The organism is Candidatus Binataceae bacterium, assembly GCA_035500095.1.
Classification (GTDB): domain Bacteria; phylum Desulfobacterota; class Binatia; order Binatales; family Binataceae; genus JAKAVN01.
In genome coordinates this window covers 1-12826 of sequence record DATJXN010000067.1, presented here as the reverse complement: position 1 = coordinate 12826, position 12826 = coordinate 1, and the positions used below count along the sequence as shown (strand labels likewise).

The following is a 12826-nucleotide window of genomic DNA, read 5'->3' as shown; positions in this document are numbered from 1 at the left end:
CCCTCGAAATTCACCAGCAGCCGCTCGACGAACCTGACCAACGGCCCGATTTCGAGCATCTTGCGCAGCTCTTCCACGATGCGGTCCACGACCTCGGGACGCTTGAGCCACTCGGCGAGCCTGAGCGCCTGCTCCTCGATGAAGGTCAGGTCGGCGTCGCGCAGCGAGACCCGCTCCAGCCATTGCCCGACCTTGGTGACCAGGTCGTACTCGGTGAGCTTGCGATGAATCATTTCGGGCGTGAGCCACTGGTTTTCCACCGTGTGCCCGATCGCATGAATGATCTTCTCGCGGTTGCGCGGCAGCACGCCGGAATTGGGCAGGTACCACTTGCGCTCGAAGAGCATCTTCAACGCGATGTAGTCGCATAGTCCGCCGACCAGCGAAGCTTCGCCGGCCATGCGAATCACTTCGCCGGCGTGCGCGTTGACGTGTAAATAGACAATCCATCCGACCGCATACAGCAGAACGGAAACGAGCAGTGCAACATCGCCCTTACGCAAGACCAATCCTCGCTTTGTTTCTTTGGCGCAACCTGGAGAGTTGCGGTTAGGGAGACAGAGCCGCTTCTCCGCGGAGATCCGGAACTTCGCGCAGATTTTCCGCGCGGGATTTTCGTGCGGCCCTCGGCCTCGTTATCAAGTCTTCAATGCGGCCGCGAATTCGCTCTTGGCCGATTCCATGAGCTTCGGCTCGGCCAACAGATCGTACGCCGTCAACGCCATCGCCTTGGCCACCCGGACCATCGCCTCGTAGGCGCGCGGCGTGTCGGTATGCAGTGCGAAGCGTTCTTCATGGCAGTTGCCGGTGCCCGGGTCGGCGATGCGGAAGATCGGATGAATTGCCGGCATCGCGTGGCTCACGTCGCCCATATCGGTCGAGCCGGTTGGCATATCCGGTGGTGCGTCGGGCGCCTTGACTCCGAGCGCCCCGCAGTGATGCGCGTACCGATGGGCCATCGCGAGATTGTTGACCATGTTCTTGTAACCGCCGATAACTTCGGACGTAAGCCGCGTGCCGGTGGCCGTCGCGGCCGCCTCGGCGCATCGCAGCACCCGATCGGCGATCTCGTGGGTGTACCCGGTGGTGTGCGCGCGGCACAGAAACTCGCACACCGCCTTCTCCGGGACGATATTTACCGCCTGTCCGCCGTTGGTGATGATGCCGTGAATGCGCGAGCCGTCGCGAAAGTGCAGTCGCGCCGCATCCACGCTCTGGAAGGTCTGGATCACCGCGGCAAGCGCGCTCGCGCCAGCCCACGGCGCCGCCGCCGCGTGGGACGCGCGCCCATGAAACGTCAACCGCAGGTGGCGCGTTGCGAGCGTGGGAAAGGTCGCGTACTCGCCGTCGACCGGATGCGCCATCAGCGCCGCGTCGACGCCCCGGAATGCGCCTTTTTCCAGCAGGATGATCTTGCCGCCGCCGCCTTCCTCGGCCGGCGTGCCGAGAATCAGGACGCGGCCGGGCAATTGCGCGTGCACGGTGGCGAGCCCGGCGAAGGCCGAGAGCGCGGCGGTGCAGATCAGATTGTGGCCGCAGGAGTGGCCGTTAGGCAGCGCGTCATACTCGGCGAGAATGGCTACGGTCGGGCCTGAGCGATCGGCTTTGCCGGTCGCGGCACTGAACGCGGTCTCGAGTCCGGCCGTGCCGCGTTCGACCTCGACTCCGATTTCGCCGAGCGCACCGGCGAGCAGTCCGGCTGCGAAGCGTTCCTCGAATTTCAGCTCGGGACGCGCGTGGATCTTGCGGCCCAGCTCGATCGCGCGGTCCTTGAAACGATCGATCGCCGCGCAGATCTCCTCATGGATAGCCATCGAGAACTCCTTGGAACTTCCTTGAATGCTCGCGCGCGCTAGCCGAAGGCTCGGCGCACGATACGCCTGAGGCATGCTACCAGAGCGCGAGTGCGGCGTTTAGCCGCGCGGGCATCGCATTGATGCCGTCTAGCCACGCGTCGCTTGCTCCGGCGCGACGACCACCGCGACCGCGCATCCGGCGCTGCGCAGGATTTGGTCGACGCGGCTGCCGAAGTACAAGCGCTCCTCGGCCGAACGGAACAGCGCGCCCATCATCAGAAGGTCGAATTGGCCTTCCTTGAGCGTGCGCAGGATCACGCTCTCGGCGTTGACGCCGCTTTCGATCCGGCTGGCGATTTTGAGGTCGAGTTGCCGCGCGAGGCCGTGGATTTCGCCGATCGCCTCCTCGCCTTCGCGGCTGATCGCAGCGCCGCCGGCGAGCGTGCGCAGGTCGAGGATCGAGCGCTGGCGGACGTAGAGCGCGGTGGCTTCGGCCCCGGCCGCCTGCGCGTACAGCATCCCGACCATCGCGCCCAGTCGGGCGAACGACGCCCCGCTCACCGGCAATAGCAGCTTGCGCACCGGCGTCGCGGCGCCGGCGTTGCTCGCGATCACTACCGGCGCGCGCACTGCGACGAACAGCTCGCGCAACACCTCGCCGCCGAGCGCGGCGTGCCCGTGAACCTGCGAGGCGCCGGCGAAAATCGCGTCGTAGCCGCGCTCGCTCTCCTGCACAATCGCTTCGATGATGGACTCGCCGCTGCCGGTGCGATGGTAAACGTTGGCGGCGCCGGCCGCGGTGGCGATTTCCTTGAGCCGCGCGAATTGCGCGCCAAACGCGGAGGCTGCGCCGGCGCCGTTAGAATCGCCGGCTGCGGCGTGGAACATCGTGACGCTGGCGTCTGAGGACTTGCATAGCGTACCCGCCAGATGGGCGGCCAGTTCCGCATGCGGGCCGCCGCCGCTCAGCACCAGCAGCTTGGCCCCCGCGGTGCGAAGCGGCATGCGTGCGAGGATACGGTCGCGCTCCGCACGTTCGGCGTCGCCCGGGCGCCGGCTGGCGCCGCTCAGCGCCCAGGTGAGCAGGGGCGGCGTGATGATCGAGGTGACGACTGCGACCGCGACGATCATGGTATAGGTCGCGGGCGTAAGTACGCCGAGGCTGAGCCCCAAAAGCGCAAGGATGATCTCCATTCCGCCCCGCGCATTCATACCGAAGGCCACCGCCAGCGATTCGCGAAATTCGAGCCCGCCGAGCCTGCCGCCGGCGAACGCGCCCCCGATCTTCGCCGCGCACGCGACCCCGAGCACGATCAGCGGGACAAAGGGGCTCTCGAGCGCGGTGAGGTTGGCCTGCAGGCCCGAATAGGCAAAGAACACGGGCGCCATCAGGCCCATCGTGACCGCTTCGATCTCCGCGCGGTCGCGGGCGCGCACGCGCGGCGCGCGGCTGAGCATCAGTCCGGCAACGAACGCGCCGAACACCGCGTGCAGGCCGATCGCCTGGGTGACGATTGCGCAGGCGAAGGCGACCAGAATCATCGCGCTGAACTTGCCATGCTCGGCCGCGCCCCGATCATCCACCCATCGCACCAGCCACGCTGCTATTCGCACGCCCGCGAAGTAGCAGAACGCGATGAAGGCGCCGGCCTCGGCGAGTACCAGGCCAAACGAGGCCGCGGAGACCGCACGGCCGCTTGCCAGCCCCGCGACCAGTGAGAGGAGGAGCCATCCGGTGGTGTCGTCGATCAAGCCGGCGGCTAGGATCAGCATTCCCAGTTCGCGGCGCATCAGGCCGAGCTCGATCAGGATTTTCGCGATCACCGGCACCGCCGAAATCGCGATCGCCACGCCCATGAAGAGGGCGAAGATGAAGCGTTGGTCAGGCGCGGCGAGGTATTGTGCGGGGAGCGACAGGCCCAGCACTATCCCGCAGATGAACGGAATCACCATCCCGCACACCGATACGCTGGCGGCGGCGCGTCCCTGGCCGCGCAGGATGTCGAGGTCGGTTTCGAGACCGATGTAGAGCAGCAGCAGGATCGCGCCTGTCCAGGCGAAGGCCTCCAGCAGATGAAGCGACATCGGGTCGCCGCCAAAAAGCGCGGAGAACGCGCCGGGCGCGAGGCTGCCCAACACCGAAGGGCCGACGATCACGCCTGCGAGCAGCTCGCCGATGACCGGGGCCTGCCCGAGACGCTTCATCAGATCGCCCATCGTGCGGCTTACGAGCAGCAGCAGGGTAAGCTCGACCAGGAAGCGAAAAATCTGCGCTTCGCTCAAATGAGGCAAGCGATTGCTCCGGGAGAAAAGCGCGCAGCCGGCCCGCGGCGCGCAAATTGGTGACAGCGATCACGCTAACGGCGCGCCGCGCGCGGGTCAACGTCGCAATTGAATCGGGATGTGAAATGTGTCGCGGATTTGCGCGAGCAGCGCGAGCGTTGGAGAAAAATCGCGTTGACGGCGCGCGGCGGTTTGGCGCGTCAAGTCACCGGAGTGAGACCCGGCGGTCTTGTCCAGTTGCGCATTTCCCTCCCCCCAAAGGCGCGGAGGAGAAAACGAGATCGATTCCGGGCGGCGTGCAGCCTTACGGGCGGACGCGGGTCACCGGCTGGTCGGCTATCTCGGAGGGCTTTTCGCCCTTGGCCTCGCGATGCTGCTTGTAGTCGTTCATCGCGGTCATGATTCCGGCGACCGACTTGTTGAACAGCATCTCGCGCTGCCCGGCTGCCCATCGCTGGGAGTACTCGATCTCGGCCACGCTGCCCTGGAACTGCGGCATCACGTGGCGCGCGAAGAGCTCGTACGAGCGAAGCGTCTTTTCGCGCGACGCCCACTCGTGGGCGAGTCCGAGCAACCCGCCGAAGCCGCCGCTCGCCTCCTGGATTTCGCGGATCCGCGCGATCGCGTCGTCGGGAGTGCCGACGATCGCGCCGCCGCGCGCGACCATCCGATCGACCGTCATCTCCTCGCGCGGCTGACCCGGGTATTCCTCGAACTGAATCTTCGCGCCCAGCGTGTCGATGAAGTAGTCCTGAATCCAGGAATTGGCGCCGTCGCGGATGTCGTCGAGCGCCTCTTTTTTAGAGTCCGCCAGATGGATCGGCATCACCATCCGCCAGTTCGCGCGGCTCACGGTTTTGCCGTTCTCGGCCGCCGTCTCCTCGGCCACCGCCCAGCGCTTCGGCAGACCCTCAAGGCCGCCGGTGGCGAAAGCCGCGACCGACAACACGCCGCATCCAAGCTCGCCCGCCGCGACCATTCCCGAGGGCGAAATCGTGTTCGCGACAAAGATCGGCAGATGCGGCTGCTGGTAGGGCTTGATCTGCAGATGAGCGTCGTTCAGGCGGAAGAACGACCCGTCGATCGTGATGCCGCCTTCCTCGGTGAAGAGCCGCATTATGGCCTTGACGCCCTCGACCATCTGGCGGCGCTGCTGGGTCGTGTCGATGCCCAGCATGTGCGCGTCGGCGGAGAGCGCGCCCGGGCCGCATCCGAGCATCACGCGTCCGCGCGTCAGATGGTCGAGCAGGGCGTAGCGGTTCGCGATGTTGAACGGGTTGTGGTAGGGGACGCTGACCACGCCCGAGCCGAGCATGATGCGGCGGGTGCGTCCGGCGGCGGCGGCGATGAAGATATCGGGCGACGAGATGATTTCCCATCCGGAGGAATGATGCTCGCCGATGAAGACCTCGTCGTAGCCGGTGCGATCGAGCCATTCGATAAGTTCCAGGTCGCGCTCGAAGCAGAGCGTGGGGTTTTCGCCGGTGCGATGGAAAGGCGCCATGAATATGCCGAATTTCATCCCGTCCTCCTTGCACCCGGTCCGCCGGGGCTGCCCATAAGGCCTGAAGGCCACCTTACGACGGTGGCTGTTGCGGGGACAATAGGCGAAACTGGAAGCGTCGGGATGCGTCTAATCTGTTGAAGGAAACGACGGCCGGTCGAGGTCATGACTGGCGCGCCGCTCGGCCAGGCGTGCGGTCGAGATGGAGCGGAATCGGGGGCAAACCGAATAAAAACACCCGTCAGAGCGTCCGATCCAATCGCGTCACCTGCCTGCTTGCTCAAGACGCGGGCAAATAGGAAGATCGAGACTATCGAAAGTGCCTGGAGCTAAGGACTTCCTTGTGGCGGTCGCTGAGCTGAGACCGGGGTCGGGAAATTTGTACTCGAGGACACTGGCAATGCTGAGCTTTAAAGGCCGCGCGGGCCGTGGTTGGGCGGCGACAGCAACGGTGGCGATACTCGCGGCCTTGCTGGCTATCGCGGCCGGACCGGCTGCGGCGCAGCAGCACGGGTACGTCCCGCCGTCCCGTCCGCTCAACAACAACCAGGGCGGATCGGTCCTCGAGCTGCCGACCACGCCGAGCAGCCAGCAGGGCGGCACCGGCGCATTGACGATGCCGCAGGTGAGCCCGCAGCCCGGACAGGAGCTGGAACTGCCCTCGCGCGCGCTGCGCAGCCAGACGGGCTATGAGCAGGTGACGGTCACCGTGACCGACCAGAACGGCCGTTACGTCACGGGCCTGCAAAAAGGCGACTTCCGCATCTATGTCGACGGTATTCAGCGGCCGCTCGAATTCCTGCGCCAGGACCTCAACACCCCGGTCTCGATCGGAATCCTGGCGGACACGTCGGGCAGCATGGAGCCCAAGCTGCAGCAGTTGCGCGCCGCGATTTCGCAATTTATCGGCGATCTGAACGAGCAGGACGACGTATTCCTGTTCGCGTTTTCCAACCGTCCGTTCCTGCTCCAGCCGTTCACCACCAATCACTTTCTGGTCAGGAGCAGGCTTGCGCTGCTGCACGCCTACGGACAGACCGCGCTCTTCGACACCATCATGGATGGTCTGATCATGGTCCGGCACGGGCGCTATGACAAAAAGGCGCTGCTGGTGGTGACGGACGGGATGGACAACGCGAGCCAGGCGACGCTGCAACAGGTGGTCGGGCAGGCGCGGCGGATGGGCGTGCTGATCTATTCGATCGGCATCGGCGATCCGAACTCGGGCGGCGGAGTCGGTATCGCGATCGGGCCGTTCATGTTCGGCGGCGACATGGACCGGGTCGATACGCAGACACTTACCGAGTTGTCCAACGAGAGCGGCGCGCGCACCTTCGTGGTGCGCGAGGTCGGCGACGGCGAGGCGCTGCGCCAGGACTGCGCGATGATCAGCAATGAATTGCGCCAGCAGTACACCGCCGGCTTCGTCGCGCCCGACCCCTCGCGTCCCGGCTATCGGAGCCTCAAGGTCGACGTTCCGAACCGTCCGGAACTCTCGGTGCGCGTACGCAAGGGCGTGACGGTGGGCGGCGGCAGCACGGAGTACGCCGGACCCGACGGAGGCCCATAACGGGTCAACGCAGGTCCGATTTACTTTGCAGGGCTCGCGACGAAGACGCTCGCAAAGGGCCCCCGCAATAACTCCAATTCGCAGCTGACAGCCCGGACGGTCCAGACCCGCGATAGCGGGGCTTGCCCTCGCCGTTTGTTAACCGCTATCAGTGGGCGTGATGGAGCAGAGCTTCGAGACTCGGCCGCTGGTGGACCGCGAAATCCTCCGCGCGTTGCAAAAGCGTGAGGACCTGCCCTCGCTGATTCGTCTGGGGATGCAGCTCGGCGCGTTTGTGCTGGCGATGGTGCTGGTGGTTTACGTGTCGTCGTCGCCCGTCACGGCCTTTGCGGCTGCTCTATTGTTGGGCGCGATCTGGACGACACTCTTCGCGCCATTCCACGAATGCGCGCACCTGACCGCGTTCCGTACGCGGCATCTAAATACGATTGGCGCATGGCTCACCGGAATACCGTTCGGGATGTCTCCGACCGTCTATCGGGAGTTTCACTTCGCGCATCATCGTTACACCCAGGACCCTGCGAAGGATCCGGAACTGCTGGGCTCGGCGACTTTCGACGGATGGCCGAACGCGCCGCTTGCCTGGGCGTATATGGTCGCGGGCCTCTGGCTTCTGCGTCTGAAGGTTCGGCTGCTGTTTCGGATTGCGTTCTCCTCGCCCAAAGGCCCGGAATTCGGTGCGCCCTTTGACGATCCGAGCCTGCGCTCGACCTTCGTCTGGGAATCCCGCGCCATTGCCTCCGTATGGACCGCGACGGCTCTGCTGGCGCTGGCAGGAGCGCCCGGAGCCGCATGGATTATTTTCGCGCTGGTCCCCTGTCATATGCTTCAAGCGATCTGGCTGACCGCGGAGCACACGGGCCTCCCTCACGACGGGACCATTCTTAATCGCACGCGGACGACCTACACTTCCGCCCTTGTCAGCTGGTGGCTATGGAACATGAACTACCACGCCGAGCATCACGCCTGGCCGGCGGTTCCATGGCACGCGCTGCCGACGCTCCATCGGCAAATCGCGAGCCATCTGGAGCACGAATCCTGGGGCTACTGGCGCCTGCAACTTGACGTGTTGCACCACAATCAGCTGCCGGACGGCGCTCCGCTGATCGCTTCCGGAAAGTGATGTGACGAGATAGCGATCGGAGACGTTCGCCGGCGCCATCGGCGGCCGCGGGGCTAGTCGTCTTCCTCTTCGGCCGGTGAATCCGCCGCCGGCTTCATCGGGAAAGGCGCGACGAAGGCGCGTCCGATGTCCGGGATGACGTTGAGGAACTTGACCTCCGCGAACTCGCCCGCGACCTGGACGGCGGAGAGCGCGGCGTTATCGACCCGGATACGGCGGAAGTGGCGCAGTTCCAACGCCATGAAATGGCAGAGCACCGTGCGGATGATGTCACCGTGGGAAACGAACAGCACGCGCTGTCCTTCGGCTTCGCCCAGGATGCCCATCACCGCCGCGACGCCGCGCGCCTGCACCTCGACGATATTTTCGCCGCCGGGCGTCGAGCTCAGGATCGGTTCCTCGCGATAGCGGAGGTAATCCGCGTCGACGAGCAGTTCCTCGTAATCCATCCCTTCCCAGCGGCCGTATTGGACCTCGGCGATTTGCGGCTCTTCGCGAATCGGCACGCTGCCCCCGATTCCGGCTGCGATTATCTCGGCCGACTGGCGCGCGCGGACCAGCGGGCTGGTGACGATGAGCGTGGGCTCGAGCGCGCGCACGAACTCGATTGCATTCGAGACCTGCGCGCGGCCATGCGCGTCGAGTTCGACCGGATTGCGGCCCATCACGCGGCCTTCGCGGTTCCACGGCGTTTCGCCATGACGCATCAGCAGCGCCGCGCCGCGTACACCGCCTGGTCGTTTGAGTTTTTCCGCCACGTAGAAGGGCCCCAGTGCCATATTCTCCGCCCGCGCCTCGTCGACAAAATAATTGGCGGGCGCCCCGAAGCGGCACCCGCCAACATTTAACCCGAAGTGAGGTGAGGAAACGAGAGCGTTGAGGCCAGCGAAAACCGGCTCGCCCGATCTCAGCGGCCGGCGGCGGGAGCCGCCTCGGAATGTCCGTTGGCCGCCGCCGCGCTCGCGCTCGGCGCCGCCGCCAGCCCGCAGAAGGCTTCGTAGTCGATAAGCCCGGTCTGCGTAGGATGGTCGCTGCAAACGGGGCAATCCGGATCGCGCTTGATCTTGAGCATCCGGACGTAATCTTTCGACAGCGTGTCGAAGTAAACCATTCTGCCGATCAGCGGCTCGCCCGCGCCCAGGATGAGCTTCATCGCCTCCAGCGCCTCGATCGACCCGATAATTCCCGGCAGCGCGCCCAGCACGCCAGCCTCGGCGCACGAGGGCGCCATGTCCGGCGGCGCCGGCTCCGGATAGAGGCATCGGTAGCACGGGCCGCCCTTGGCCGGATAAAAGACCGTGGCGTTGCCCTCGAAGCGGAAGATCGCGCCGTCAACCAGGGGCTTGCGCGCGAGCACGCAGGCGTCGTTGATCAGGTAGCGCGTGGGAAAGTTGTCGCCGCAATTTACGATGACGTCGTAGTCCTTGATGATGTCCATCACGTTGTCCGACGAAAGCCGGACCTCGTGGCGGATGACCTTGACGCCGGGATTGATCGACTGAATCGACTCCTGCGCCGACTCCGTCTTGAGCATCCCGACCCGGTCGGTCGCATGGATTATCTGGCGCTGCAGGTTGGAGAGGTCGACCACGTCAAAGTCCACCAGTCCCAGCGTGCCGACGCCCGCCGCCGCCAGATAGAGCGCGGAGGACGATCCGAGCGCGCCCGCGCCGAGCAGCAGCACCTTGGCGTCGAGCAGCTTGGCCTGCCCCTTCTCGCCAACCTCCGGAATCACGAAGTGACGCGAGTAGCGGGTAAGCTCATCGGGCGTGAACTGGCGGTCCGCCGTCCACGGCAGGCCACGGTCCTTCCATGCGTTGAAACCGCCCGTCAGGTTGTAGACGTTCTCGTAGCCCATCTCGCGGAGCGAGCGCGACGCCAGAAGCGACCGCGTCCCCGACGCGCACTGCACGATTACCGGCGCCTTATGGTCGGGAACCTTCTCTTCGACCCGCAGCTCGAGGAAGCCGCGGGGAATTCCGACCGCCTGCGGTATATGACCTTGGCGCCATTCGTCGCTCTCGCGAACGTCGAGCAGCACCGTGCCCGGCTTTTCCAGCATCCGGCGCGCCTCGTCGATATCGACCGATTTAATCTGGGAGCGCGCTTCGTCGAGAATATTCTTTGATGTCTTGGCCATAGCTTTGAAACCGCCGACAGGAATTTATCCCTTAGATTACATTATTTGTCATCTATTGTTCCAGACCTGGAACGTAACCATCATTTCGGCCATGTCGAGAGGGCCGTATTCGCCCTGGGCAGAGCGGCGGCCTCAGCCCCCGAGCATCCGGTGCGATTCGAGGATCGAGCGGACGAAATCGAGTACGCGCTGGGCATGGCCCCGGGGCGTGACGTCGTGGAAGGCGCGCGCGATGCGCTGGTCGGCCGCAATGATGAAGGTCGAACGCGCCGCTGTCCCGCCCCGCAGCACGCCGAAGGCGCTCGCCAGCCGGCCGTCGGCATCCGACAGCAGGGTGAAGGGGAAGGCGTGCTTTTCAGCGAATTCACGATGGGATTCGACCGAATCGACGCTGACGCCGACGATCGCGCATTTGAGTGCCGCGAAGGACTCGTCGAGGTCGCGAAATTCCCGGCCTTCGACCGTACATCCGGGCGTATGGTCCGCCGGGTAGAAGTAGACCACGAGGCTTTGGCCGCGGAATTCCGCGAGCCGGCGCTCGTTGCCGTGCTGGTCGCGAAGCGCAATCTCGGCTGCCGCGCCCAGGCCGTCGCCCGGGCGCAGGCCCTCAGTGGACGGCATGGGTCTCGGTCTCGCCGAGTGCGCGCCGGGCGGCAAACTTGATCGCTGCGTTGTCGACATTTACCGAGCACAGCGATCCGCACATGCTGCATACGTTGGAGCCCGCGGCCTCGCTCTCTTCCTTGTAACGGCGCGCCTTGTCCGGGTCCATCGCCATCGCGTACATGCCTTCCCAGTTGAGCGCCTTGCGATAGCGCGACATCTGGTCGTTCCAGACCTTGGCCGCGCGCACGCCCTTGACGAGATCGCCCGAGTGCGCGGCGATACGAGTCGCGATTACGCCTTCGCGCACGTCGTCGATATCGGGCAGGCGCAGATGCTCGGCTGGAGTGACGTAGCAGAGGAAGTCGGTGCCGGCCGCGGACGCGATCGCGCCGCCGATCGCGCCCGTGATGTGGTCATAGCCGGGGGCGACGTCGCAGGTGAGCGGCCCCAGCACGTAGAACGGCGCGCCGCCGCAGACGCGCTTTTCCAGCTGCACGTTGGCCTCTATCTGGTCGAGCGGCACGTGGCCGGGACCTTCGATCATCACCTGCACGCCCTGGTTGCGCGCACGCTCGGTCAGCTCGCCCAGCACCAGCAGTTCGGCGATCTGGCCGCGATCCGTGGCATCGCCGGTCGCGCCGGGCCGCAATCCGTCGCCGAGCGAAATCGTCACGTCATGCTCGCGCAGGATCGCACAGACCTCGTCGAAGTGCTCGTAAAGCGGGTTCTCGCGCCCCGTGCGCTCCATCCAGGCCGCGAGCAGGGCGCCGCCGCGCGACACGATTCCCTCGATACGCTGATGCCGCCGTAGCCGAGCGACGCTCTCGCGCGTCACCCCGCAATGCAGAGTCATGTAGTCGACGCCCTGGCGCGCCTGGCGCTCGATCACTTCGAGAAAGAAAGCGCTCTCGAGCTCCATGATCGAATGGTCGGAGGCGACCTGATAAATCGGCACGGTGCCCAGAATAACGGGGCAGCGCGAGATGAGCTCGACGCGAATCTTGTCGAGGTCGGTGCCGGTCGAAAGGTCCATCACGGAATCTGCGCCGAAGCGCACCGCGGTGTAGAGCTTTTCGACCTCTTCGTCGAGCAGTTGATGGAAGTTCGATGCCCCGATATTGGCGTTGACCTTGGTGCGCAGGCGCTTGCCGATCCCGATCGCGCGGAAGTTGTGATGGACGTTGTGCGGGATAACGGCCTCGCCGCTGGCGACCAGCGCACGAATCTCCTCGGGCGCGAGGCCTTCGTCCTCGGCGACCTCGAGCATCTGCGGGGTGATGATACCTTTGCGCGCGGCTTCAATCTGGGTCATGTCGGCATACCTCGGAAACGGAACATATGACCTTATTTATACTCCATGCGGACGCGGTTCGTCACGGGCGGCACCAAGCGCGCCGCCACCGGGCTATTTGCCGGCCGCGCGATGCCGGTTGAGGGCCGGCAGTTCGGGCATTGTGTCGGCGTGGTCGTCTTTCCAGGCCGCCGGCTGATCGCGCTCGGTGTAGGTCTTGAGCTCGGGGCGCATCGGGTCGTACACCGCGCGCGACTGTTCGTCGTACCACCGGAACATCTCGCGCATGTTGCCCTCGCGCCCTTCGGCGGCGAGCACGCGCGACCGATGCATCAGCAGCTCCTTCGTCTCGATGAAGTCCTTGCGGTCGAAGCCCCAGATGCGCGGATGGACGTAGGTGTCCATCCGGATCGCGTCGCACGGGCAGGCTTCGACGCAGAGCCCGCAGTAGATGCATCGCAGAGTGTCGATCTCGTAGCGCAGCGGAAATTTCTCGACTTCGGGATTGGGATG

General features: G+C 65.2%; 11 protein-coding genes. 2 read left to right on the top strand and 9 right to left on the bottom strand.

Annotated features, from left to right (window positions below; all coding sequences use genetic code 11):
* From VMI09_07220 to VMI09_07205, 4 genes are all read right to left on the bottom strand, one after another.
* Window positions 1-503: DUF445 family protein (locus VMI09_07220; GenBank protein ID HTQ24472.1), on the bottom strand; the 503-nt coding region annotated here is incomplete at its 3' end.
* Between the two features lie 135 nt (window positions 504-638).
* Window positions 639-1814, bottom strand: coding sequence for an amidohydrolase (locus VMI09_07215; protein ID HTQ24471.1), 1176 nt, complete (start codon window positions 1812-1814; stop codon window positions 639-641).
* 129 nt (window positions 1815-1943) lie between these two features.
* A complete protein-coding gene (locus VMI09_07210; protein ID HTQ24470.1) occupies window positions 1944-4088 on the bottom strand; it encodes a cation:proton antiporter in 2145 nt (714 codons plus the stop codon).
* A 295-nt stretch (window positions 4089-4383) separates the two neighbouring features.
* On the bottom strand, window positions 4384-5601 hold the full coding sequence (locus VMI09_07205; GenBank protein ID HTQ24469.1) for an LLM class flavin-dependent oxidoreductase: 1218 nt from the start codon (window positions 5599-5601) through the stop codon (window positions 4384-4386).
* A 433-nt stretch (window positions 5602-6034) separates the two neighbouring features.
* Between VMI09_07205 and VMI09_07200 the strand changes: the two genes are divergently transcribed.
* Window positions 6035-7153, top strand: coding sequence for a VWA domain-containing protein (locus VMI09_07200; GenBank protein ID HTQ24468.1), 1119 nt, complete (start codon window positions 6035-6037; stop codon window positions 7151-7153).
* Between the two features lie 190 nt (window positions 7154-7343).
* Entirely contained in the window at window positions 7344-8276 is a 933-nt protein-coding gene (locus tag VMI09_07195; GenBank protein HTQ24467.1) for a fatty acid desaturase, read from the top strand.
* A 53-nt stretch (window positions 8277-8329) separates the two neighbouring features.
* Here VMI09_07195 and VMI09_07190 read toward each other — a convergent pair whose 3' ends face one another.
* The 5 genes from VMI09_07190 to VMI09_07170 form a co-directional block, all read right to left on the bottom strand.
* Window positions 8330-9055, bottom strand: a complete 726-nt coding sequence (locus tag VMI09_07190; protein HTQ24466.1) for a histidine phosphatase family protein — start codon at window positions 9053-9055, stop codon at window positions 8330-8332.
* A gap of 128 nt (window positions 9056-9183) precedes the next feature.
* Window positions 9184-10416 carry a molybdopterin-synthase adenylyltransferase MoeB gene (moeB, locus tag VMI09_07185; GenBank protein HTQ24465.1) on the bottom strand — a complete coding sequence of 411 codons (1233 nt, stop codon included), beginning with the start codon at window positions 10414-10416 and terminating at the stop codon, window positions 9184-9186.
* 132 nt (window positions 10417-10548) lie between these two features.
* On the bottom strand, window positions 10549-11037 hold the full coding sequence (locus VMI09_07180) for a peroxiredoxin (GenBank protein ID HTQ24464.1): 489 nt from the start codon (window positions 11035-11037) through the stop codon (window positions 10549-10551).
* Window positions 11024-12334, bottom strand: coding sequence for a phosphomethylpyrimidine synthase ThiC (thiC, locus tag VMI09_07175; protein HTQ24463.1), 1311 nt, complete (start codon window positions 12332-12334; stop codon window positions 11024-11026). The genes VMI09_07180 and thiC overlap by 14 nt, the downstream gene beginning before the upstream one ends.
* Window positions 12335-12427: 93 nt before the next feature.
* The coding region (locus VMI09_07170; GenBank protein ID HTQ24462.1) for a 4Fe-4S binding protein at window positions 12428-12826 on the bottom strand (399 nt) is incomplete at its 5' end.